The 22529-nt window shown below is 60.5% G+C and carries 23 protein-coding genes; 7 read left to right on the top strand and 16 right to left on the bottom strand.

Features of this window, described 5'->3' with window-relative positions:
- Positions 1-7: 7 nt before the first annotated feature.
- Both FHU41_RS07730 and FHU41_RS07725 read left to right on the top strand, forming a co-directional pair.
- A complete protein-coding gene (locus tag FHU41_RS07730; RefSeq protein ID WP_246279452.1) occupies positions 8-1204 on the top strand; it encodes a cysteine desulfurase-like protein in 1197 nt (398 codons plus the stop codon).
- A 98-nt stretch (positions 1205-1302) separates the two neighbouring features.
- Positions 1303-1953, top strand: a complete 651-nt coding sequence (locus FHU41_RS07725) for a maleylpyruvate isomerase family mycothiol-dependent enzyme (RefSeq protein WP_179388978.1) — start codon at positions 1303-1305, stop codon at positions 1951-1953.
- On the opposite strand, the gene FHU41_RS07720 is transcribed toward FHU41_RS07725, so the two are convergent.
- The 10 genes from FHU41_RS07720 to FHU41_RS07675 form a co-directional block, all read right to left on the bottom strand.
- Positions 1950-2486 carry a dihydrofolate reductase gene (locus FHU41_RS07720; RefSeq protein ID WP_179388977.1) on the bottom strand — a complete coding sequence of 179 codons (537 nt, stop codon included), beginning with the start codon at positions 2484-2486 and terminating at the stop codon, positions 1950-1952. The two genes, FHU41_RS07725 and FHU41_RS07720, sit on opposite strands and share 4 nt — an antisense overlap.
- A complete protein-coding gene (locus tag FHU41_RS07715; RefSeq protein WP_179388976.1) occupies positions 2483-3298 on the bottom strand; it encodes a thymidylate synthase in 816 nt (271 codons plus the stop codon). The genes FHU41_RS07720 and FHU41_RS07715 overlap by 4 nt, the downstream gene beginning before the upstream one ends.
- Before the next feature lie 39 nt (positions 3299-3337).
- Positions 3338-3985, bottom strand: coding sequence for a tetratricopeptide repeat protein (locus tag FHU41_RS07710; RefSeq protein WP_179388975.1), 648 nt, complete (start codon positions 3983-3985; stop codon positions 3338-3340).
- Positions 3982-4407 carry a GntR family transcriptional regulator gene (locus FHU41_RS07705; RefSeq protein ID WP_179388974.1) on the bottom strand — a complete coding sequence of 142 codons (426 nt, stop codon included), beginning with the start codon at positions 4405-4407 and terminating at the stop codon, positions 3982-3984. The genes FHU41_RS07710 and FHU41_RS07705 overlap by 4 nt, the downstream gene beginning before the upstream one ends.
- Entirely contained in the window at positions 4404-6056 is a 1653-nt protein-coding gene (locus tag FHU41_RS07700) for a hypothetical protein (protein ID WP_179388973.1), read from the bottom strand. Before FHU41_RS07700 ends, FHU41_RS07705 begins: the two co-directional genes overlap by 4 nt.
- A gap of 70 nt (positions 6057-6126) precedes the next feature.
- On the bottom strand, positions 6127-7092 hold the full coding sequence (locus FHU41_RS07695; protein WP_179388972.1) for an NUDIX hydrolase: 966 nt from the start codon (positions 7090-7092) through the stop codon (positions 6127-6129).
- A complete protein-coding gene (locus FHU41_RS07690) occupies positions 7092-9320 on the bottom strand; it encodes an RNA degradosome polyphosphate kinase (RefSeq protein ID WP_179388971.1) in 2229 nt (742 codons plus the stop codon). Before FHU41_RS07690 ends, FHU41_RS07695 begins: the two co-directional genes overlap by 1 nt.
- Positions 9321-9401: 81 nt before the next feature.
- Positions 9402-10439: a mycothiol synthase gene (gene mshD / locus FHU41_RS07685; RefSeq protein WP_246279451.1), complete on the bottom strand. Its 1038-nt coding sequence runs from the start codon at positions 10437-10439 to the stop codon at positions 9402-9404.
- 489 nt (positions 10440-10928) lie between these two features.
- Positions 10929-11528 carry a hypothetical protein gene (locus FHU41_RS07680; protein ID WP_179388970.1) on the bottom strand — a complete coding sequence of 200 codons (600 nt, stop codon included), beginning with the start codon at positions 11526-11528 and terminating at the stop codon, positions 10929-10931.
- On the bottom strand, positions 11506-12204 hold the full coding sequence (locus tag FHU41_RS07675) for a winged helix-turn-helix transcriptional regulator (protein ID WP_179388969.1): 699 nt from the start codon (positions 12202-12204) through the stop codon (positions 11506-11508). The genes FHU41_RS07680 and FHU41_RS07675 overlap by 23 nt, the downstream gene beginning before the upstream one ends.
- 179 nt (positions 12205-12383) lie before the next feature.
- Here FHU41_RS07675 and FHU41_RS07670 point away from each other — a divergent pair, with 179 nt between their 5' ends.
- From FHU41_RS07670 to ygfZ, 3 genes are all read left to right on the top strand, one after another.
- Positions 12384-13118 carry a permease gene (locus tag FHU41_RS07670; protein WP_179388968.1) on the top strand — a complete coding sequence of 245 codons (735 nt, stop codon included), beginning with the start codon at positions 12384-12386 and terminating at the stop codon, positions 13116-13118.
- 147 nt (positions 13119-13265) lie between these two features.
- Positions 13266-13883 (top strand): heme-binding beta-barrel domain-containing protein, encoded by a 618-nt coding sequence (locus FHU41_RS07665; RefSeq protein WP_179388967.1) that lies wholly within the window; start codon positions 13266-13268, stop codon positions 13881-13883.
- A 28-nt stretch (positions 13884-13911) separates the two neighbouring features.
- On the top strand, positions 13912-14997 hold the full coding sequence (gene ygfZ, locus FHU41_RS07660) for a CAF17-like 4Fe-4S cluster assembly/insertion protein YgfZ (RefSeq protein WP_179388966.1): 1086 nt from the start codon (positions 13912-13914) through the stop codon (positions 14995-14997).
- 51 nt (positions 14998-15048) lie between these two features.
- Here ygfZ and FHU41_RS07655 read toward each other — a convergent pair whose 3' ends face one another.
- The 5 genes from FHU41_RS07655 to FHU41_RS07635 all read right to left on the bottom strand — a co-directional run bounded on the left by FHU41_RS07655 (position 15049) and on the right by FHU41_RS07635 (position 19246).
- On the bottom strand, positions 15049-15762 hold the full coding sequence (locus tag FHU41_RS07655; RefSeq protein ID WP_179388965.1) for a GNAT family N-acetyltransferase: 714 nt from the start codon (positions 15760-15762) through the stop codon (positions 15049-15051).
- 2 nt (positions 15763-15764) lie between these two features.
- Entirely contained in the window at positions 15765-16787 is a 1023-nt protein-coding gene (locus tag FHU41_RS07650) for a 6-phosphofructokinase (RefSeq protein WP_179388964.1), read from the bottom strand.
- A gap of 412 nt (positions 16788-17199) precedes the next feature.
- Positions 17200-17448, bottom strand: coding sequence for a PspC domain-containing protein (locus FHU41_RS07645; RefSeq protein WP_179388963.1), 249 nt, complete (start codon positions 17446-17448; stop codon positions 17200-17202).
- Between the two features lie 4 nt (positions 17449-17452).
- The gene (locus FHU41_RS07640; protein ID WP_179388962.1) at positions 17453-17722 is read right to left on the bottom strand and encodes a hypothetical protein; all 270 of its coding nucleotides are present in this window, start codon (positions 17720-17722) and stop codon (positions 17453-17455) included.
- Complete coding sequence (locus tag FHU41_RS07635) at positions 17723-19246, bottom strand: PspC domain-containing protein (protein ID WP_179388961.1); 1524 nt, start codon at positions 19244-19246, stop codon at positions 17723-17725.
- 115 nt (positions 19247-19361) lie between these two features.
- Between FHU41_RS07635 and FHU41_RS07630 the strand changes: the two genes are divergently transcribed.
- On the top strand, positions 19362-20603 hold the full coding sequence (locus FHU41_RS07630; protein ID WP_179388960.1) for an ATP-binding protein: 1242 nt from the start codon (positions 19362-19364) through the stop codon (positions 20601-20603).
- Positions 20600-21238, top strand: coding sequence for a LuxR C-terminal-related transcriptional regulator (locus tag FHU41_RS07625; RefSeq protein WP_179388959.1), 639 nt, complete (start codon positions 20600-20602; stop codon positions 21236-21238). The genes FHU41_RS07630 and FHU41_RS07625 overlap by 4 nt, the downstream gene beginning before the upstream one ends.
- A 54-nt stretch (positions 21239-21292) precedes the next feature.
- Here the strand turns inward: FHU41_RS07625 and FHU41_RS07620 are convergent, their stop codons facing one another.
- Complete coding sequence (locus FHU41_RS07620; RefSeq protein WP_179388958.1) at positions 21293-22477, bottom strand: pyridoxal phosphate-dependent aminotransferase; 1185 nt, start codon at positions 22475-22477, stop codon at positions 21293-21295.
- Positions 22478-22529 lie beyond the last annotated feature (52 nt).

Here is a 22529-nt window from a genome sequence, read left to right as displayed (position 1 = left end):
TCTTTTGTTGAACATAGATCGTATCCGCACCAACTTTCCTGCATTGGCGGAAGACACTGCGTTCTTCGATGGCGCCGGCGGAACTCAGACTCCGCGTCAGGTGGCTGAAGCCATCTCTCGTACCCTGTGCGCTCCCGGTTCAAACCGTGGCTCCTTGACCCCATCGGCGCGAAATAGCGAGGATGTTGTCGAAGAGTATCGACAGGCGATGGCAGACTTTTTGGGAGCCTCTCCTCGGGGCATTGTCTACGGGCGTAGCGCCACCCAGATCGCTATGGACTTCTCCCGGGCACTTTCGAAGCTTTGGAAACCTGATGACAATATTGTGCTCACCCGTCTGGATCACGAATCCAATGTTGCTCCTTGGCTGGTAGCGGCGAGGAGAGCCGGGGTGACCGTACGATGGATTGACCTGGATCCGGTAACCACCGATCTGAATTATTCTTCCGCACTTTCGGCTATCGATGAACGCACCCGGCTGGTGGCGGTAAGTGGGGCATCAAATCTTCTGGGAACCCGTCCGGATGTGGCGAGGATTGCCAAACTCGCCCACCAGTACGGGTCCTTTGTTTATGTGGACGGCGTGCATCTGGCGGCACATGCTCCCATCTCCGTCGAGCTGCTCGGCGCCGATTTCTTCGTTTGTTCGGCCTATAAGTTCATGGGGCCGCATGGCGCGACTCTTGCGGCCGATCCTTCCCTGCTTGAACAAATTCATCCCGACAAATTAACGGCGTCCACGGAGCGGGTCCCCGAACGGTTCGAACTCGGCACGCTTCCCTATGAACTACTTAGCGGTACGACGGCGGTGGTTAACTTCATTGCCGAACTAGACGCTGGGGGAGCGAAGAGCAGGCGGGAAAAAATTCTCAACTCGATGGCTTCCGTGGAACATCACGATCTGATGCTGCGGTCTCGGCTGGAGGAATTTCTCGCAACGCTCGAAGGCGTGCGGGTCCATTCGCGAGCAGAGCGACGCACCTCAACGCTTCTTCTGACTTTTGACGATCACACTCCGGAGTCCGCCGGGCAGTTTTTGGCCTCAAAGAATATTGCAGCAGCCCACGGAACCTTCTATGCGGATTCGGCAAGTCGAGTACTGGGTCTGGGAACTCAAGGGGGACTTCGAATCAGTATGGCTCCATATCTGAACGACGGCGATATCGATCGTCTTTTGGCGGCTCTGAGCGAGCTCGGGTCTTGATCGAAGGGCAGCCATAGCCGGGGTGTTCGCGAGTAGGCGTAGGGTTGGGTTCGCTAGGCTGAACCAGAGGAACCGAGAAACGGGGGTGAGCGGCTAGAATGGCGAAATCTTCGGATACTGAACTTTGGGCGCTTGTACATGCTGAGCGCGCCGGACTTGCTGAGGACCTTGCAGTTCTCAGCGCTGAGCAGTGGAAGCACGAGACGCTATGCGGACAATGGGATGTTGAGGACGTCGTCGCTCACCTCATCGCTGCGGCGAGCCTGAATCAGGGGCGCTGGATGCGAAGCATGCTCGGTGCTGGTTTTCGAGCCGATGTACATAACCAGCGTCGATTGGAAGAGCACCGCGGTAGCAGCCCGGAGGAGACTCTGGCACGGTTTCGCGCCGTGATCAACAACAATATTGCCCCTTCCTCCCATACTCCGGCATATTTGGGGGAAGTGGTTGTACACGCCCAGGATATTCGTCATCCATTGGGCATCTCTCAGCAACCAAGCATCGAGGCGCTAACCGCAGTCGCGGAATTTTACGTGAGCCGCAACTTCGCGGTTGCTAGCCGCACCCAAGCCTCAGGGCTCCAGCTCAGGGCGGATGACGGGCCCTTCAGCGCGGGAAGCGGAGCAGCGGTTACTGGACCGACTCTTGCTTTGGTGATGACGATGGCCGGACGTAGCGCCTACCTTGAGCAGCTTCAGGGACCCGGGGTGTCGACTCTTCGGTCACGGATCGAAAGCAGCGAACCCTAGCGGGTCCACCATTCGAAGCGGTACCGGGCACCAGCCCGCGATTCATGCCAGCCTGCGGGTGGCTCGGCGGTACTCAGGGTCCATTCGGCTCCAAGTTTCGGCGCATAGGTGTCGCCCTCGACGGCGAGGTCGATGATGGTTAGCACCGCGAGGCTTGCCGAGGATAGTGCTTGAGCATAGACCTGCCCGCCGCCCACGATCCAAACTTCCTCCGAGCCCGCCGTCCCGGCGGCCACCACTAAGGCCTCTTCAAGTGTTGGTACCGCGACCGCCCCGGCGGCTTCCGGCGTCGTGGACCACTCCAGGTCCGAGGTAAGGACAATATTCGTTCGATCCGGCAAAGGACGGAACTTCGCCGGAAAGGACTCCCAGGTGCGCCGTCCCATGATCACCGGATGCCCTGTGGTGACGTTCTTGAAATGTGCCATGTCCTCGGGCACCCGCCAAGGCATGGTGCCCTGATTGCCGATCACGCCGTCAGGAGTTTGCGCCCAGATCATACCTATCTTTGGCACGGCTCCGGAAGAACTCATACCGCGATCGGGGCTTTGATAGTTGGGTGGTGCTGGTAGTTGAGTACCTCAAAGTCTTCGTAGTTGTAGTCGAAGATCGAGTCTGGCTTCCGGGTGATTTTCAGCTGAGGATAGGGGTAGGGCTGCCGACTGAGCTGTTCGGCGACCTGTTCTACGTGATCGTCGTAGATGTGTGTGTCGCCACCGGTCCAGATGAATTCGCCGGGTTCCAGGCCTACCTGCTGTGCCACCATCAAGGTCAGCAGGGCGTAAGAGGCGATATTGAAGGGGACGCCCAGGAACATATCCGCGCTGCGTTGATACAACTGGCAGGAGAGCTTCCCGGGACCGTCTTCGGAGGGCTGCACGTAGAACTGGAAAAAAGCGTGACAAGGAGGAAGCGCCATTTTGGACAGCTCCGAGACGTTCCAGGCGGAGACAATATGTCGGCGCGAATCCGGGTTGGCTTTCAGGTTTTTGATCAGCTCGGCAATCTGGTCGATATGCTCGCCGTCCGGGGTTGGCCAGGAGCGCCACTGAACGCCATAGACCGGGCCTAGCTCGCCGTCGTCGTCCGCCCATTCATTCCAGATCTTCACGCCGTTTTCCTGCAACCACCGCACATTGGAGTCGCCGCGAAGAAACCAGAGCAGTTCCATCGCCACGGATTTGAAGTGCACCCGTTTGGTGGTGATGAGCGGAAAGGATTCGGAGAGGTCAAAGCGGATCTGCCGACCGAAAACGCTGCGGGTTCCGGTGCCGGTACGATCCGATTTGTGAGTCCCGTGTGCCAGAACATCGCGTAACAGGTCTTCGTAGGGCGTCAGGCTCATGCCTTGATCTTATCGCGGCTGCTGCTGACCGGAGGACGACTAAGCCTGGGCGGCAATCGCCTCTTGGCACTCTTCGATTGCCTGCTGAGCGAAGGTGCGCTGTGCCTCGGTCCCGGCTTTCTGCGCCCAGTGGAGCGCCGCTTCGAACTCGGGCAATGCTCGCGCGAGCTCCCCGGCGTCAAAATAGGTCCAGCCCAGGTTGTTGTGCAGGCTCACTGCCCAGCGTTGGGTGCGCGGGTCGTGGCTATTCTCGGCGAGCAGGAGGCCTTGCCTTGCCCAAGATTCAGCGTGTTCGTGATCCACAATGGCCAACATATGCAGGGCATCGATCCGCAGGAATTCCAGATTTTCCTGCTCAGCCAACTCAACCGACTCAGCTAGCTCAGCGGCGGAGGTAAAGTGCGGCGGCGCTTCGGCAGATCGGCCCGAGCTATTGGCTAGGCGACCGCGCTCCAATGCCACCCTGGTGCGGACCACCGGAGCCGCCGTCGAGAGTCCGATACTGGAGAGAATCTCTTCGGCCTTCTCGAACTCACCTTGTAAACCGAGCGCGCGGGCCAGCTGGGTTTTGAACTCATCCTGGTCCGTTTGCTGCGCGACATTCTCAATGGCCTGGCCGAATCGCTCGGCCGAGAGCTCCGGATTATCGAAGTTCCAGAGTTCGTCCAGCACGGTTTGGTTGATCATCGTCCCGGTTCTTTCGTGGTTTGTAGTATCGCTCCAACTTGATCACTCTGTAGTCGCCCTCGCACCAGACCAAGTACATGCTCGGCACTGAGGCCTGCCGCATGACTGCTTGCTATTAGCTGTTCTAATGCCTGTAGGACAGCAAGCTGTTCGATGTTACCGTTCTCCCGTTCGGGCGCAGTCACCGCCACCACGGTGCCAGAGCGTCGACGGCTTTCGATCAGTCCCTGGGCTTCGAGTTCCTTATAAGCTCGTCCAACTGTTCCGATTGCTACACCCAGATCTGAAGCGAGGGAGCGGACGGTAGGTAGTTGGGAGCCGGGTCTCAGTGAGCCGACCGCAATGAGGGAGGCAATCTGGGTTCTAATCTGTTCATAGGGCGGAGTGGGGGAGTTCAGCTCTATTCTCAGCCCGACTGTCATGGTCGGCTCTGAGAGGCAGCGTGATCAAACTGTCCGAAGGGCTCGAGGCCCGGGATTTCTCTGGTGGGGCCGGGGATAACGGCTAGTATTACAGCGCTGACAGCCAAGATCACAGCGCCAACGACAGCAATCTGAGGCTGGTCAGGAGGGCCGGGGTAGGTCAACAACTGCGCCGAGGAGGCGCATAGACCTGCAGCAGCCAATCGGGTCGCTCGGAAGGCGGTTACTTTGCGGAGGGTTCCGTCGATTAGTTCCGAACTGAAAGCAATCTTTGCCCTCACTGCGGCCAGATAGCAATTCGTCACGGTAAGCGCGAGCAGCAGAAATGCGGCAAGGATTGGATGCGCCCAGGTTCCGTCCCCCGGCACGTGTGCAAGGGAGTTGTAGCTGAGGCAGACGACGAACAGGACGGTACACAGGGCCATTGTCGCGATAAGCCATTGCGGCGGAAGTAGGGTTTGTCTACTGGCCTCGCCCACTCCGTACCACCGCCAAAGTAGTACTTCTCCTATCAGTAGGAAGAGCTGGCAAGCCGCACCGATGATGAGCCAGAACGCCGCGGCTACCGTCGTTGACGGGGGTGCTGGACTGGTCAAGAAGATGCCAATAATGAGCAGCAGCAGGATCGGAACGACCAAGCTTAGCCTGACCATATTGCTCCAAGTCAGCGCGACCCGGTCCATGGTGAGTTGCTTCAATTGTGCTGGATCTTCTGTCAGGGTCACCTCAGCTCGCCCATTGCGCTCATCCATGGTCGGGGGACGCCAGAACAGCAGCACGGCGAAGATAAGGAACGAAGAAAGGCCAATGGCGTTGCTGGAAATACCCCAGAGGGTGGGTTCCAGGAGAGGTTGCATGGGCTCGTGGTCGGGGACGATCCGGGTGTACTGAAGCGCCGAGTTCACTAAGCCGCAACTGGCCAAGACCGTGGTTCTTAGTAGCCGGTTCATCGAAATGCTACGCAGGGTTGAGTTGTTAGCTGTACTCAGGCCTTCCAAATTGCGGCGACGCGCGATGCACCAGAGCAATAGTCCTGTGCCAAGGACTAGCAGCGCCAAGCCAGCCCAGAGGACGGTTGCGAAGGCAGTACCGTCCATTCGACCGGGGTAGGAGGTGCTGGATTCGTACACTCCAGCTTGCTGGACACCATTGGGATGCTGGTATGAGTCGAAGCCAGGAAGACCTAGTAAACCACTGATGAGAAAGCCGCTGGTAGCTAGGACGAGAGCGGCAAAGATTGCAAGATTCCGGGGAATAAAATCCGTCACTCGACGTCTACTCAGTTCCGCATTGCGCACCGTTCCACGAGGCTTGGGGAAGGTGAACTGGCTGATCAGGTAGACAGCCATGAAGGCGATTAGTGGCCAAGAGATGGTGACGACTGAATTTAGCCAGATGCTCGTCACCGAGGTTTGGACGCCATCGGGAGCTGTTCGAAGGCCCAGGGGGTATGAGAGCTGACCAGGATTGGACCCTGAGTTGAATCCGCTGGCGAAGAAGGCGATGACACCGGTCCAGAACGCATGCCCCCGAGCCGTGCCGATCCGATCGGAAGGCACAGGCCGCCAGGTGAGATAACGCAGCAGCAGGTAAACGAAAATCGCAGCACCGAGCGTAAAGATCACCGAGCCTATCGGAATCTCGAACATTGGCCCTCCCTCGATAACTTTGTGTCAATCATTTGATACAAAACCGTCAAGGTCAAGGAGTTATCGCGAATTAATCCTCAAATGGTCTAAATCGCTCCACCGAAATCACCCGATCGCCCACCACCTGGCAGACCAGCACTTCGCCGGGGCTCAGATAGGGATCCTGCACTGGAAGCGCCGAGCGCAGCGCAGAGTTCATATGGGCGCCCAATTGCTTGAAAACCGTCGGCAAAACCGGTCGATGAGTGCAAAGCACCACGGCTTTGCGCTTATCGAACAACCCTTCCACCGTGGCTTGAACTTTCCCGGGTTTGCGCCGGTGACTTGCTTCGGTCAACGCTTCGAGCAGCTTGACCTTGGACTTGCTGGCCTTCAAATAGGGGGAGATCGTTGCCACACAACGCAGCCAGGGACTGCTCACCACCCTGTCGGGCTGCCAAGCCATCAGCAGCCGCTTGACCGCGGCGGCTTGCCGTTGCCCGGTGGCGGCCAAAGGACGGTCGCCTTCCGCTCTGGTCCAAGAGGAGCGGGGCTTAGCCTTAGCATGGCGAAGAACCAACAAGGTCCAGCTATCCAGGAGCTTAGCTCGATGAGCATTCTCCAAGGCATCCAAGGGCTCAATGTCGGTGGGATTGCTCAGCAGCTCGCGGGCTCGTTCCACCGTGCACCACAGCACGTCATCGGCTTCCTTGCCATCCGGTTGGGGCTTCTGATCCTCCAACTCGGCAGCCCAGTAGTAGACGCGCTTGAGGCCTGCAGCCACCGGATAGTCGATCGAGGGCAACGGGATGCCCAAGGTGACCTTGACCCCGGCCTCCTCCCAGACCTCGCGGACTGCGGTTTCCGGGATGGTTTCACCCGGATCGTGCTTGCCTTTGGGCCAAGACCAATCGTCGTAACGCGGACGATGAATAAGTAGCACCCACAGCTGCTTTTTCCGGATTCGCCAACATAGCGCCCCGGCGGCGAGCACCGTGGGCAGCTGTCCGCCGACGTCGACAGTGCTGCTCTCGGGGGAGAGAGGAAGATCAGTCATTACCGGTTAGCAGCCGACCGCTGACGGGAACGGCTGGCCAACAGCCAAGACTGAACATCAGACAGCGGACCGCCTTCGGCGTCGATGTGATGACGAGTCCAGATTCCTTCGTTGTTCAGATGCCAGCTAGAGGTTCCGTCATCGGCATAGCGGTCCATCAAAGAGGTCACATAGTTCACGTCTTCCGGATTGGAGAGCTGCACCAGAGCCTCCACCCGACGATCCAGATTACGATGCATCATATCCGCGGAGCCAATGAAGACCACGGGGTCACCGGCATTGGCGAAGCTGAAGACTCGAGAGTGTTCCAGGAAGCGGCCCAGTACCGAGCGCACCGTGATGTTCTCGCTCAGACCGGGCACACCGGGGCGCAGTGAGCAAATGCCTCGGACGATCACCTCGACCTTAACTCCGGCCTGGGAGGCTCGGTAAAGGGAATCGATAATGGCCTCGTCAACGATGGAGTTGACCTTGATCTGCACCTTCGCGGCCAATCCGGCCTTGGCGTTGGAGATTTCGGTCTCGATCCGATCAATCAGCCCGGAACGCACCGAGCGTGGTGCCACCAGAAGCCGCTTGAAGGTCGATTTAGGAGCGTAGCCGGAGAGCTGATTGAACAGCCGGGTGAGGTCCTCACCGACCTTGTTATCCGCGGTGAGTAAGCCCAGGTCCTCGTAATAACGGGCCGTGCGCGGGTGATAGTTACCGGTTCCGATGTGGCAGTAACGGCGCAGGCCGTCCTGCTCTTGGCGGACCACCAAGGAGAGCTTGCAGTGCGTTTTGAGGCCCACAATGCCGTAGACCACGTGCACACCGGCTTGTTCCAGCTTGCGCGCCCAAGAGATATTGGCTTGCTCATCGAAGCGAGCCTTGATCTCCACCAGCGCCAGCACCTGTTTGCCCGCCTCCGCGGCGTCCACCAGGGCATCCACAATCGGCGAATCACCCGAGGTGCGGTACAGCGTTTGCTTGATGGCCTGAACCTTGGGATCGGCGGCAGCCTGCTCTAGGAAAGCCTGAACCGAGGTGGAGAAGGAGTCGTAGGGGTGGTGCAACAAAATGTCCCGACGACGCATCGCGGCGAAGACGTTTGCCGCCTTGGAGGTCTCCGACTCATTCAGATAGCGGGAGGTGTGTGGTACCCGCTTGGGGTAGTGCAGATCCGGCCGATCGATGTTTCCAATCACGCTCAGCCCCCGCAGGTCCAAGGGCGCGGGCACGGCGTAAACCTCGGATTCCTCGATATCCAGCTCGCGTACCAGTAACGCCCGAATATTCGGGTTGATATCGGTGGTTACTTCCAAACGCACGGGCGGGCCGAAGCGCCGACGCAGCAACTCTTTCTCCAGCGCCTGCAGCAGGTTCTCGGCGTCGTCCTCTTCAACTTCGAGATCCTCGTTACGCGTCACCCGGAAGGTGTGATGTTCCAGCACCTCCATCCCCGGGAAAAGCTGATCGAGGTGCTGGGCGATGACGTCCTCCAGCGGGATGAAGCGGGCCACCCGGCCTGGCACGGTACCCGCCCGGGGACCGTCGACGGCGATCATCCGCGGCAGCTGATCCGGCACCTTGACGCGAGCGAACAGTTCTTTATCGCTCACCGGGTTGCGCACCACAACGGCCAGGTTGAGAGATAGTCCGGAAATATAGGGGAAGGGGTGAGCCGGGTCCACCGCTAGCGGGGTCAGGATGGGGAAGACTTTTTCGGAGAACATCTTGCTCAGCTGGGTCTTCGCTGCATCGTCCAACTCATCCCAGCGCACCAGGTGGATGTGCTCATAGGCGAGCGCGGGGCGGAGCTGGTCCGCGAAGGTGTGGGCATGCCGAGCTTGCAGTCGGTGGGCTTCCTCGCTGATCTGCTCAAGTACCTCAAGCGGACTTAGCCCAGCGGGGGAGGGGACAGCAAGTCCGGTGGCGATGCGCCGCTTCAGCCCGGCCACCCGGACCATGAAGAACTCATCCAGGTTGGAGGCAAAGATGGAGAGAAAATTCACTCGCTCCAGTAGATGCAGATCAGGGTCCTCGGCAAGTTCGAGTACTCGAGCGTTAAAGGCGAGCCAGCTCAGCTCGCGGTCTAGGAACCGATCGGCGCTGATTTCGCCATCGGGAATGAGGCTTGGTGCGAACTCCGGAATGTCGATCCGGTCTTGGGTTGCACGGGCAGCGGGTACCTCGGAACTGGCAAAGCGGTCGCCTCGGCTCACCGTGCCCACGGAATCGGCTTGCATCTGAACTGCCTCCTATTTCGCCCGGTATCTAGCCTGGCTCAGTTACTCTGTTCCAAGCCTACAAGCGCCCAGGGCACTATTTCACCGTTTTCCCTGCTCCTTCTGAGCTGAGACGTACATGACATCGGTATCCCAGCGGCTGAAGCCCAGTTTCTGGTAGAGCGCAACGGCAGCGGTGTTATCCGCATCGACGTAAAGCAGGATGGTCTTAAGGCCTTCGCCCCGCAAATAGCTCAGCCCCGCTGAGGTGAGCGCCTTGCCGAGGCCTAGCCCTTGAGCACGAGGACTCACCCCGACCACGTAGACCTCACCCAGAGCTTCTTGTCCCGCTTCTTGTCCGTCATCTCCTCCCGCATCTTGTCCGGCAGCAGGGTGGACTTTGGTCCAATGAAAGCCGAGGATTTCGTCCTGCTGATCCACGGCCAGCAGGAATCCTTCCGGATCGAACCAGTCTTCCGCCTCGCGTGCCTGCAGATCCGCCAGGGTGGTTGAACCCTGCTCGGGGTGGTGTGCGAAGGCCTCGGCGTTGACCGCCAGCCAAGCGCTCTCGTCTTGCCCCGGTACGAAGGAACGCAAGCGCAGACCCTCGGGCAGGAGCGTATTCGCGGGTTCGTCATCTGCTGTCACATTGAGTCGCATCTGCCAGAGTTCACGGTTCGCCAGGAAGCCGTGGTGCTTGGCCAGCTTGGCGGCGGCAGGATGGTCGCCGTGAGACCAAGCCTCTAGTTCGTGGAAGGCCGCGGAACCCAAAGAATGTTCCACCGCCTGGATAAGGGAGCGTGCCCAGCCCCGATGGCGCTGGTCGGGGTCGATGACAAGTTCCAATAACCCGGCTTCTTCTGCTCCGGCCTCTCCCATCCCGGTGACGACGGCGATCCCCGCCAAGCCGCCGACGTCGCCGTCCTCCTCGGGAGCCTCGCGGGCAGTGCAGGCGGTAAAGATCCGAGCCGTCGAAGGATCGGATCGCACCTCGACCCAGCTTTGATCGGAGAACGGTGGGTGCCCATCCGATGCTTCTGCGGAGGCAGCCAATCGCCGCATTGCCGCCAGCAGCTTCGGCTCGATCGGTTCTTCCCTGAAGTACATCGATTCTTCCTTGTCCAGCTCTGGCTCAACCATGTTTTCAGCCTATCTCCACCAGCAATCCATCCCGGCACCCGTTTCCCCTCGAGGCATACGCTTCCGCTCCGGCACCCGTTTCCCCTCGATGCACCCGAAATTAGAGGCGCCTTGAGGGGAAGCGGGTGCCGATTTGGCGATGGAGTTGGTGGGGCGGGGGCTGGTTGAAGCCGGGGCCAGTGCAGCGACAAGATGCGGTGAGAAGACGTAGTGACAAAATGCGATGGGAAGATGCGGTGAGAAGATCGGGTATAGTTATTTCCGGCCCGAGAGGGTTACGAGGGGGATGCGCCAGTGGGGCGCCCGCGATACGTTCGACCCGTATGTCCTCCACTCAGAAATGGCCCGGCTCAAGAGCTGGGCCATTTTTCTTGCCCGAGACAGACGATCGGACCGGAGTAACACCCGCACGGCACTTACCAAACGCCCAAGGCTGAAGCGCTGTCCGCCGAAGAAGATCCCGCCGAAGAAGATGCCGCAGAAGTTGATTCAGAGAGCGTCTCCGGGGTCACAGGCTTTGCCAATCGGTACCGGCACAGTGATCGTCTCTGTGGAGATAGTCACCACTAAGGGAATGCACGCCGGAGCCTTCACCCAGAAGCCACCCGGGAAGACAACCCATTCCGCTCCAGGGGCGCCGGGTTTGCAGCCCGGAAACTTCTCTGTCCTGGTCGGAGTGTTGCCGGAATTGTTCCAGCCGATTCGGGCCCGGTCTTGCCAATCGGCGCGCACGGAGAGCTCAAACGTTAGACCGGTGTGCACCGCCAGGCCGACCTTAGCGAATCGGAAGCCCTGCTCTCCAAAGGCCTCATCGAGAGAGACGATCTGGCCAACCTTAAACCCCAGAGCCACCACACTAAGCGTCTCAGTGCCATCCACAAGATCCACCGAAGAACTGGCATGGCCGATCGGATTACTGCAATCCAGGGTTTGCACCGAGCCCGCGCTCGCGGTGGTGCTAGAAACCGTCCCGGTCGTCGCCGTAGACGAGGAACCAGAAGAAACCGATGGCGCCGTAGCCGTGCAGCCAACCAAACACGTGGCCAGCAACAACACGGCGAAGCCGCTAAACGTCCGAAAGCTCGTCATCCGGCATTCTCAGCAGCGTCAGCCGATAACCCACATTCCGCACCGTGCCGATTAAGTTCTCGTGGTCGGAGCCGAGCTTGGCCCGCAGCCTCCGGACGTGCACATCAACCGTGCGGGTGCCACCGTAGTAGTCGTAGCCCCAGACCTCGTGCAATAACTGAGCCCTGGTGAACACCCGGCCAGGGTGCTGCGCCAAATACTTGAGCAGTTCGAATTCCTTATAAGTCAGATTGAGCGCTGCGCCATTCACCCGCGCGGTATAGGAGGACTCATCAATCACCACGCCCGCGGCGCGGATCTCGGCGCTAACCTCGTCGGGATCCTCCTGAGTCCGAGCCAGCGACAAGCGCAGGCGGGCCTCGACCTCGGCTGGTCCTGCCGTGTTGAGCACAATGTCGTCCGCGGCCCAATTGGCGGAGATGGCTGCCATGCCACCCTCGGTGAGAACCAGAATTAGAGGAGCGCCGGGGCCGGTGGCGCGAAGCAATTGGGTCAAGGACCGGGCGCCAACCAGGTCTTTGCGGGCATCCAGCAGGATTACCTCGGCGGGTGCCGCGTTGACCAGTGCAGAGGGCTCGGCGGGGAGCACATGCACCCGGTGATTGAGCAACTCCAGCGCAGGCAAGATATCCACCGAAGAATCGGTGCTATTGGTCAATATCAAAATATGCGACATGAGTTCCTCCAATGTGCTTAGGCGCGCATCTTCGGGCGTGGCCGGTTGGGCAGGTCCCCGAACTCGGTTGGGTAAGAGTATAGCGGGCAATTTCGACGGCGTTGCCCGCTATCGCTGTGGGTCTCAGCTAGCGGACGGTGCGGGAGCAAGATTAAGGGCAATAAGGCAGAATGAAGTCCATGAAGATCTGGAGTGTGGGCTTGACTGGGCTACTTGGCCTGGCAGCGATTCTGGCCGTCTCCTATGCGGCTTCTGGCCTGGAACTTGCGGTTGCCATCATCCTGGCGGCGCTCTTCGGTTTCGGTTGGCCCCACTATCTGGCTATCCCAGCCCGAAAGACGCTCGGCACCGCGATCTCCCTAGTCGGCGCACTCTCCGCGATCACCGCTCATTTCAACAGTGGTCCTGGTTATCTGCTCTGGGTGGCACCCATTATCGCGGTGGGAGTGGGAGCGGTCTTCATCATTCAGCTCATTCGGGGTACCGGGCAAAGCCACCGGCTCGAATCAATTTTCGGCGGGGTGGTCGGGGTGTTGATTGCCGCCGTGGGTTCGGGCTGGATTGCCGCTCACCGATTCACCGGTGACAGCGCCATGACACTGATCACCGGGGCAAGCGCCGTCGTCGTCCTATTACTAGGCCTGATTCGCTGGCCGGACCGGATCATTGCTCCACTGGGACTGATTTTGGGCACTCTGGCCGGTCCGCTGGTTGGTCTGCTCTTCTCCGATATGCATATTCTGCAGGCTGCCATCATCGGCTTCGTGGTGGCGGCAATTTTGCTGAGCTTTCGCCGGCTGGCCAGCATCGCCCCGGCAGTGCACAGCATCCCGGGCGGGATTGCGCTCGGCCTGGCGCCGATCTTCTCACTCGGCGCAATGGTGTACTTCATCGACAAAATGCTGATCGTCTGAGCAACCGCTGAGCCGCGATAGGATAAAGCCATGTCGACACTCGGTCTGGAAATTTTCTTCATTGTGTTGCTGGTTGTAGCCGGCCTTTCGATGGCTTGGTTCGCCGGTCTGGTGGTCTGGCGGCTGTTCAAAGGCCAGAAGTAAGCCGTGCCCATTGAGATTCCCACCGATCTGACCCCGGAGCTGGTTCCGCTCTCCTGGTTGATCGGTGAATGGGAAGGTCAGGGCAGGCTGGGTACCGGCGAAGCCGACTCAGGCCACTTCTTCCAGCACGTCAGCTTCGGCTCGAATGGCTTGCCGTACCTGCAGTACCTTGCAGAGAGCTGGCTCACCGATGAAGAAGGTCATAAATTACGTCCGCTGAGCATCGAGCTGGGCTTCTGGGCTCTGGATCGCAAACTTGGTGAGTCCGACGGCGGCCCCGGACTAATTCCGGCCGATATTGTCCCAGCCTTACGCGACGCCGACGCAGTAGAAGAGCTACGCAATGACAGCGGCGGCTTCGATATCACCGCGACCATCACCCACCCCGGCGGTATCTCCGAGCTTTACTACGGCACCATCAAGGGTCCGCAGATTCAGCTCTCCACCGACGCCGTGATGCGTGGTGCCGGTTCCAAGGACTACGCCGCAGCCACCAGGATCTTCGGCCTGGTGAACGGAGATTTGTTCTGGCGCTGGGATGTCGCAGCCGAGGGTAATTCGCTCGAAGCCCACGCCTCGGCGATCTTGAAGAAGGTCGCTGCCCCGGAAGCCGCGGAATAGCCTTGCTGCCAGCCCCGTTGGCATCAGTATGACCTATCGAAGCCCCTTATTGTCCCGCCCCGGAGCCGTTGCCGCGGAAGGGCTGGACCAGGGCGTCGCCGCACACTACGGCGATCCGCTCCGTGAGCAGCGCGCGCTCGCCGCGGGCACCGCCGTCGTCGATCATTCCCAGCACGGAGTGGTCACGGTGAGCGGCCCGGACCGGCTGAGCTGGCTCACCACTTTGTCTTCACAGGATGTTTCGCGGCTCGCAGCCGGTGAATCCGCCGAGTTGCTGCTGCTCAGTTTGCAGGGCCGGATCGAGTATGACGCGCATGTTGTGGACGACGGCGAGACGGCCTGGCTGCTGGTCGAGGCCGCCGAAGCTGCTCCGCTGGCCGAATGGCTTGGTTCGATGAAATTCATGTTGCGAGTAGAGATTGCAGATGCCAGTTCCGAATGGGGTGTTCTTGCCGCTACGACTCCGTTGCTTGAAAGCACTCCGTGTTGGCAGGATCCCTGGCCGGGCGTGGTGCCCGGTGGCTTCGCCTATGCGGTTCCCGAATCGCATCCAGGGCAGGATCGGCCCTGGTTTGAATACCTGGTGCGGATAGCCGAATTGGACAGCACAGTTTCGACCTTGCTTGCCGCTGGAATGACGCTGGCCGGAAGCCTGGCGGTCGAGGCGCTCCGGATCGCAGCCTGGCGGCCCCGTTGGGGAGCGGAGACGGACGAGAAGTCGATTCCGCATGAATTGGACCTGCTGCGCACCGCCGTCCACCTCTCTAAGGGCTGCTACAAGGGCCAGGAAACGGTAGCCCGAGTGCACAACCTAGGGCATCCTCCGCGCAGGCTGGTGTTCCTGCAATTGGATGGTTCCCAGCACACCTTGCCCGTTGTGGGTTCGCCCGTGCTGCTGGGCGAGCGCAATGTGGGAACGCTGACCTCGGTGGCGCAACACTACGAGATGGGTCCGATTGGACTGGCGGTGATCAAGCGAAACGTCGACCCCGAAGCCGATCTGACCGTGCTGGACGGTGATGAACCGTATATCGCCGCGCAGGAGATTATTGTGGCCACCGACGCGGGGCAGGTTGTGGGTAGGCAGAGCGGGTTCCTCAAAGCGGTGCGCTAAGCCTGAACCGGTGGGCTACGTCCGATGAGCCGAAATTTAGCTGCTCGAAATTTAGCTAAGTAGCCGAATGGTGGTCTGGGTGCCGATAGGAACAAAACCTAATTTCAAAGCCAGCGCTCGGGAAGGTTCGTTCTCTTTTGACGCCCGCCACTGTGGGATCAGCCCGGCTCCCAGTGCTTCGTGTGCGGCAATGCCAGCAGCGGCCAGACCGTAACCCGCTCGCCGCAATTCTGGTTTTACTAACAGGCCCAGATGGGCGAGCAAGCTCCGCCACTCTTGATATCCGGAGGTGGCGATGGGATCGTCTCCTGACATGATGCTAAACCGATCAGACATCTCCGCCAGTCCGGACTCATTGACATCATCGGGTGGGCAGGCAGCGCAAAGCCGGGAGGCGTCGTCGGGCTCCAGGGAGACCAGAAGTTCCTGATCAGGATCGATCACTTCTAGATCATCGGCCACCAATAACTCGGCGGCACCCAGCCCCTGGGCTCCATGATCCAGACCAAGGGAAAGCAGGGTCGCATGCTGGCTGAGTTCGTCATCGGCCAGGGTCGAAGCTCGCTCCAGGAACCAATCCGGGCCGATCAGGACGCCCAGGCCAAAGATCCGAACGAACATAGCGAGGTCGGTCTTTTCGGTAACTCGTCTCAGCCGCTGTGGCGCGGAAGTGCGGGCGGCCTCGGCAAAGCTGCCATCGGAAAAGCCCAGCAAACGCTCCCAGGCGAGTTGAACTATCGGTGTGGAGCTCTGATCGAAACTCATGCTCAGCCGAACAGAATCGATGCCTCGTCGTAACGGCTCTGTGGCACGGTTTTGAGGTTCCCCAGAGCGGCTTCGAAGGGCACATGGACGATTTCGGTTCCGGAGAGAGCCACCATCGTGCCCCAGTGACCGTCCACCACGGAGTCAATGGCTGCCATCCCTAGCCGAGTTGCCAGCACCCGGTCATAGGCGGTTGGCACACCGCCGCGCTGGATATGGCCCAGAATAGTGGCCCGGGTCTCGATGCCAGTGCGCTCTTCAATTTGAGCGGAGAGCTGATCGCCAATGCCGCCCAGGCGTGGCCGGCCGAAGGTATCCAGACCACGCACGGAATGCGGGGACTCCAAGTGTTCCGGAACAAAGCCCTCCGCAACCACGACAAGGGGTGCGCGGCCGCGTTCGTGAGCGTCGTTGACCCATTCCGCGATCTGTTCCAAGCTGACCTTTTGCTCGGGAATCAGAATGGCATGTGCGCCGGACGCCATTCCGGCGTGCAGGGCGATCCAACCGACGTGCCGGCCCATCACCTCGGCGATCATGCAGCGATGATGGGATTCTCCCGTGGTACGCAGCCGGTCGATGGCTTCGGTGGCAATCTGTACGGCGGTGTCAAAGCCGAAGGTGTAGTCGGTGGCGTCCAAGTCGTTGTCTACGGTTTTGGGTACGCCAACGATTTTGAGTCCGACGTCGGTCAGTCGCTTGGCCGCTGCCAAGGTACCTTCGCCGCCAATGGCGATAATCGCATCGATGCCCAGGCGTTCCATATGGGCCTTGATAATCTCGGGGCCGCCGCCGTCGAAAGGGTTAGTCCGAGAGGTTCCCAGGATGGTGCCACCCTGTTTTGAGATGCCGCGCACGCTCTGTCGGGGTAGATCCATAATGTCGCCTTCGACCACGCCACGCCAGCCATCGCGGAAGCCAACAAACTCCTGACCGTGAATCTTGATGCCCTTCAGCACCGCACCGCGGATTACCGCGTTGAGTCCGGGGCAGTCGCCACCGCTGGTCAGGATTCCGATCTTCATTAAGGCTCAATCCTTGCTTGTGATTTGGATCAGTCAGGGATGAGCACTCCATTGAGCTCTGTCTCGATTCTAAACAATTCTCCGCTAAATTGTGATCTGGGTAACTTCATGACGTGCCTTTATTCTTCTCAACGGGGTTCCGATGGGCTTCGAATCTGCTTCCATCGGGCTTTCTTCCGGATCCCGTTCGCGTCCGTATTGATCCCGTATTACTTCTGTTTCGCATCTGTTTCGCATCCGTCAAAAAAGCATCCGTTTCCCCTCGAGGCACCCGGCGTTCGCGGTGCCTCGAGGGGAAACGGATGCCGAAATCGAGCGGTGACGATCGGACAGCCGTGATCGGGCGGTGACGATCGGACAGCCGCGATCGGGCGGTGACGATCGGACAGTGATTATCGAGCGGTACGGAGGGCTAGCTCCGCCGCATTGACCAGAGTCTTTCCAGCACAATGTTTCCTTGCCGGTCGGGAACGATCAGCCAAGCCGCTAGATAGAAGACGAAAGCGGGGCCGGGCAGCAGACAGAAGATCAGGAAGCCTATTCGCACCCAAGCCACGTCGATCTTCGTGCCTGCCGCTATTCCGCCCAGCACCCCGCCGAGCCAGCGCTGTGGCCCACGCCGCAGGCCGGTTCTACGCATCAGCGAAAAGAATTTGTTCACCCTTTCAGCCTAGCTCCAAGGGCTCGGGATCGGCCTGCTCGGTCTGTCGCGAAGTGCGGGAGCGGCTGATGGCTGAAAGAACACCCCCGAAGACCAGTGCGACGCCGGCCAGCAGCAGAATGCCGATCATGGCAAGGCGCGGGTCGAGGTCGAGAGATGAGTAGCGACCCACCACGATAAGTGCTCCGATAGCGATCAAGAGAACTCCCCAGACTAGTGTGCTGATCCGCACCCCTGCGCGTTCCGGGGCATTCGGGGTTTCCTGATTGCTCATCTACTTCTCCTCGCTGTTGGTCACTACGCTCAAGGTGCCGAGACCGGTGACCTCAAGAATAATCTTGGGTCCTGAAGCGCTCGTATTGAATTGATAGATCCGGTTCGGAGCCGAAGTGGCTGGACCCGGAACTTGGGTGTTATCCGGATTATGTATCCAAGCGCTGACGTTGCCAGCCCATAGCTTGTCCCTGACCTCCACCGGGACATTGTCAGGAATCTGCACCTTGGCTGAAGCTGCGGCGATCAGAATCGGAATCGTGACGGTCTGATTCGGGGACTTGAGCGGCCTGAGATCGAGCGCCCCGCTCGAGGCCATCAGTACGAACCCGTCCTGAGCTTCCTGCTGTTGATCAACGGACCAACTCGTGGTTCGAGCGACGCTCCACTGTGCATTCGATGAAACCTGGGGCAGCAAGGCCAGGGCACCGGCCACGATCAGGGAGGTTACCGCGAAGAACCCCAGACCGCTCCCGGTCCGGCCACGCAGAGCGGCAACCACAATGCCGAGCGCACACACCACACCGGCCGAGGCCCAGGCCAGTACAGCAACCGAGCCGCCGACAAGGCCGAGCAATTCGGCCAGGAAGATGCCGCCGAAAACCAGCGCGGCCAAACCTAGGGTGATGGCCACGGCGGCCGCTCCCGCTCCTTTAGCTCGAGGTTTCTTGGGTTTGGGCTGTGTAGTCGGAGCTAACAGCACGGTGGGCGACGAGGGTGCGGTGGCCGCCGTCGTCGATGTTTGTAGTGAGCCCTGATAGGGCTGTACCGGAACGCTACTCGCGGAGGCGCTGAAGGCCGGATGAGTAGCGCTTACCGGGCTCTCCGGGCGATAGGGACTCGGCCCCTGAGGCTGTGACTGAGCCGCCGGAGTAGCCTTACGGCCACGGCTCACCGCCAAAATCATCGGCGTCACAATCGCGGCAATTACCAGCAACGGCCAGGGAAACCACCATCCGGAGTCGAAGAACAGCAGCCCTCGCCAGAACGGCAGGATAGCGAGCAGAACAAAGATCGAGGCCCCCGTCATGCCGCTGCTCCAGGTACCCTTGGCGACTTCCTGGACGTGGATTCGACCATCCGGCTCGGGCAGCAGTGCCCAGGCCACACCATAGGCGAGCAGGCCGATGCCGAAAAAGATTGAGGCAACCACGATGACGCCTCGGACGATGATCGGATCGATGCCCAGGCGTGCCGCGACTCCGCTGGCAACGCCCCCGATCCAGCGATCATTGCCGCGGACAATTCCTAGGCCCCGCAACCAATCGAAGAAGTTCTTAGCCGCCGGCTGACCGCCCTGTTGCGCGCTTTGGGGGCCACTTTGCGAGCTTCCCTGCCAGCCGCTGCGGGCACTGTGCGGGCTTCCGTAGGTGCCACTTTCGTAGGGGCCGCTTTCGTGGGGTCCGCTTCCGTAGGGGTCACTTGAAGCCCCGGCCGATGCCGGATTCATCGCTGCGGGGGTAGCCTCAGTCGTTTCATCATGTGCCTCCGGTTGCCCCTCCGGGGTGCTATTCGTTTCGCTCATATTTCCATCTTGGCGGCTTGACTAGCTTGCCGGCTATCGGGTGTTCCCCTGATTCAACCCTGAACCTACCCTTGGTTCGTGCCTTCGGTGGCCCTGAACGTGCTTGAATCGAAGCATGGTAGCCAGACCCGCATTGACCCGCAGCACCGACCGGAAGGTCGCCGGTGTGTGTGCTGGTCTTGCCGAGCACCTAGGCTGGCGGGTTTCCACCGTCCGGCTCGGCATGGTCCTATCGTCTCTTTTCTTCGGCGCAGGGATTCTTTTCTACCTCTGGCTCTGGGCGCTGGTGCCGGAACCTGGAGCCCCGGGCGGAGCCGAGGCGCGACCCCGCCAGCTACTGGAGGACGCCAATAGAATCTGGCAGCGCAGAGGCACCAAAGAAGTGGTGATTGGTGCCGTGTTGCTGATTGCCGCCCTGCTCTTTCTGGTCCAATTGCTCGGGGTGAATCTGCAACTCGGGGTGGTACTGCCCATTGCGGTGATCGCGGTAGGCGCGGTCTTGGTTTGGCTGCAATTAGATGCCACTCGTCGAGCCACCCTGCTCAACTCGGTTCTGCCCGAAGGCAGCAAACGGAGTAGCCCCTTCGGTCTGCTTCGCCTGCTGGCTGGGCTGGTCCTCGTGGCTCTCGGTGTCATCGTTTTAGTTACTGGCGGTGGTGGTTGGGATCGGGTGCTGCCCGCATTGGTCGCAGCCTTCGCCGTGCTGGCCGGGGTCGGGATGGTCTTGACTCCCTGGGCGCTGCGGCTTTGGCGAGACCTGCAAGAGGAACGTGCCGCCAGGGTACGGGAGACCGAACGAGCGGAGATCGCAGCGCACCTGCATGACTCGGTGCTGCAAACCCTGGCTTTGATCCAGCGCAAGGCGGGTTCCGAACAGGATGTTCTCACCCTAGCGCGAGCCCAGGAGCGAGAGCTACGGGACTGGATTTACCAAGACGCCAGCCGGAACCCGACCAACTTGGTGGCCCGCTTGAAAGCGATCACGGCCGAGCTGGAAGACACCCACGGTGTGCCGGTGGAACTGATCGCGGTGGGAGACGCTGTAATGGACGACGGCGTGGAGGCACTTGCGCAGGCCAGTCGAGAGGCGATTTTGAATGCGGTGCGCCATGCCGGAACGAGTGTTTCGGTGTACCTGGAAGCCACGGCGGACGTTGCCGAGGTGTTCATTAGGGATCGGGGCCCCGGCTTTGAGATTTCGAAGGTGCCGGCCGACCGGCTGGGAGTTCGGGAGTCGGTGATCGGACGGATGCAGCGACATGGTGGGACGGCGGTTATTAACTCTTCGGAAGACGGTACCGAGGTGCAGCTGAAGTTGCCGCTGCGTGCGGCTGAGCAGGAGGAAAAATCAGCATGACAAAGGTTGTAGTGGTCGATGACCACGCCATCTTCCGGTCCGGCCTGAAGGCCGATCTGGAACCAGACCTGCTGGTGCTGGCCGAGGCGGCTACCGTCGAGGAGGCGGTTGCCGCGATCGCCGAGCATCGCCCGGAGGTGGTGTTGCTCGATGTGCATCTGCCCGGCGGCAGGGGCGGCGGCGGGCGCGAGGTGATTGAAGGCTCCCTGGCGCTGCTCGGCGAAGTAAAGTTCCTGGCCCTGAGTGTCTCCGACGCGGCAGAGGATGTGGTCTCGGTAATTAGGGCCGGAGCTCGCGGCTACGTGACCAAGGCTAGCTCCGGGGCGGAGATTTCCGCGGCGGTGCGGACCGTGGCCGGTGGGGACGCGGTCTTCTCGCCCCGACTGGCGGGTTTCGTCCTGGATGCCTTCGGCAGTACCGGCATTGCAGTGGATGACGAGTTGGACCGGCTGTCCGCAAGGGAGGGCGAGGTAATGCGGCTGATCGCTCGCGGCTACAGCTATAAAGAAACCGCGAAGCAACTGTTCATTTCGGTCAAGACGGTGGAGACCCATGTGTCCGCCGTGCTGCGCAAACTCCAGCTTTCCTCTCGGCACGAACTGACCCGCTGGGCCGCGAACCGGAAGTTACTCTGATCCGGCCCAGCAGGCTGGGTGAACTTAAGTTGGGCGAACTCAGACTTAGCGAACTCAGGCCAAGAACTCCTGAAGCCGTCGCACCCCTTCGGCCAGATCGTCGTCGCCCAGGGCATAAGACAGTCGCAGGTAGCCGCTCGGCCCGAAAGCCTCGCCTGGCACCACTGCCACCTCTACCTCGTCCAGAATGAGCGAAGCCAGGGCAGCGGAACTGTCCAACTGCTTCCGTTGCAGAAGCTCGGTGACGTCGGCGTAAGCATAGAAAGCACCGTGCGGGGTGGGGCAGTCCACGCCCGCGATCTGGTTCAGCCCGGCCACTATGGTCTTTCGGCGCCGGTCAAAGGCCAGCCCCATTTCGTGCACGGCGTCCAGCGAACCGGAGACCGCAGCCAGCGCGGCCCGCTGCGAAACATTGGAAACATTGGAAGTGGCATGCGATTGCAGGTTGGTCGCGGCCTTCACCACGTCCTTCGGCCCAATCATCCAGCCCACCCGCCAACCGGTCATGGCATAGGTCTTTGCCACCCCATTCACCAGAACCACTCGGTCGGCCAATTCGGGAGCCGCGGCCGCAATGGAAGTGAAGGGCACGCCGTCGTAGGTCAGATGCTGATAGATCTCATCACTGACCACCCACAGCCCCTTTGAGGCTGCCCACTGGCCGATCTGTCGAGTTTGCTCGGCCGAGTACACCGCTCCGGTCGGGTTGGAGGGCGAGACGAACAGGAGCACCTTGGTGCGGGGGGTCAGCGCCGCCTCCAACTGCTCAAGAGTTACCAAATAGCCTTGATCGGCTCCCGCAAAGACCTCGACAGGCACCCCACCGGCCAGCCGGATGGCCTCCGGGTAGGTGGTCCAGAACGGGCTTGGCACTAGCACCTCGTCGCCCGGGTCAAGCAGCGTAGCGAAGGCCTGGTAAACCGCCTGCTTGCCGCCATTGGTGACCAAAACCTGAGAGGCATCGATGCTGTAAGCGCTGTCCCGCAGGGTCTGCACCGCAATGGCTTCGCGCAGCTCGGGCAGCCCACCAGCGGGGGAGTATCGGTGGTTCTTCGGATCCCTTGCCGCCGCAATGGCCGCCTCAACGATGTAGTCCGGGGTGGGGAAATCGGGTTCGCCCGCGCCGAAGCTGATCACCGGACGGCCCGCAGCTTTGAGGGCTTTGGCCTTGGCATCGACGGCTAAGGTTGCGGATTCCGCGATCGATCCGATGCGTTGCGAGATGCGGCTGGAGGTCATGTTTGTTCCTTCGCGGTGGTTCGGGTGAGGAGCCTTGCTTACCTTCACTCTA

This window comes from Psychromicrobium silvestre (assembly GCF_013408295.1).
Taxonomy (GTDB): Bacteria; Actinomycetota; Actinomycetes; order Actinomycetales; family Micrococcaceae; genus Renibacterium; species Renibacterium silvestre.
The sequence above is the reverse complement of the archived record's forward strand: the minus strand, read 5'-3'. Positions and strand labels throughout refer to the sequence as shown.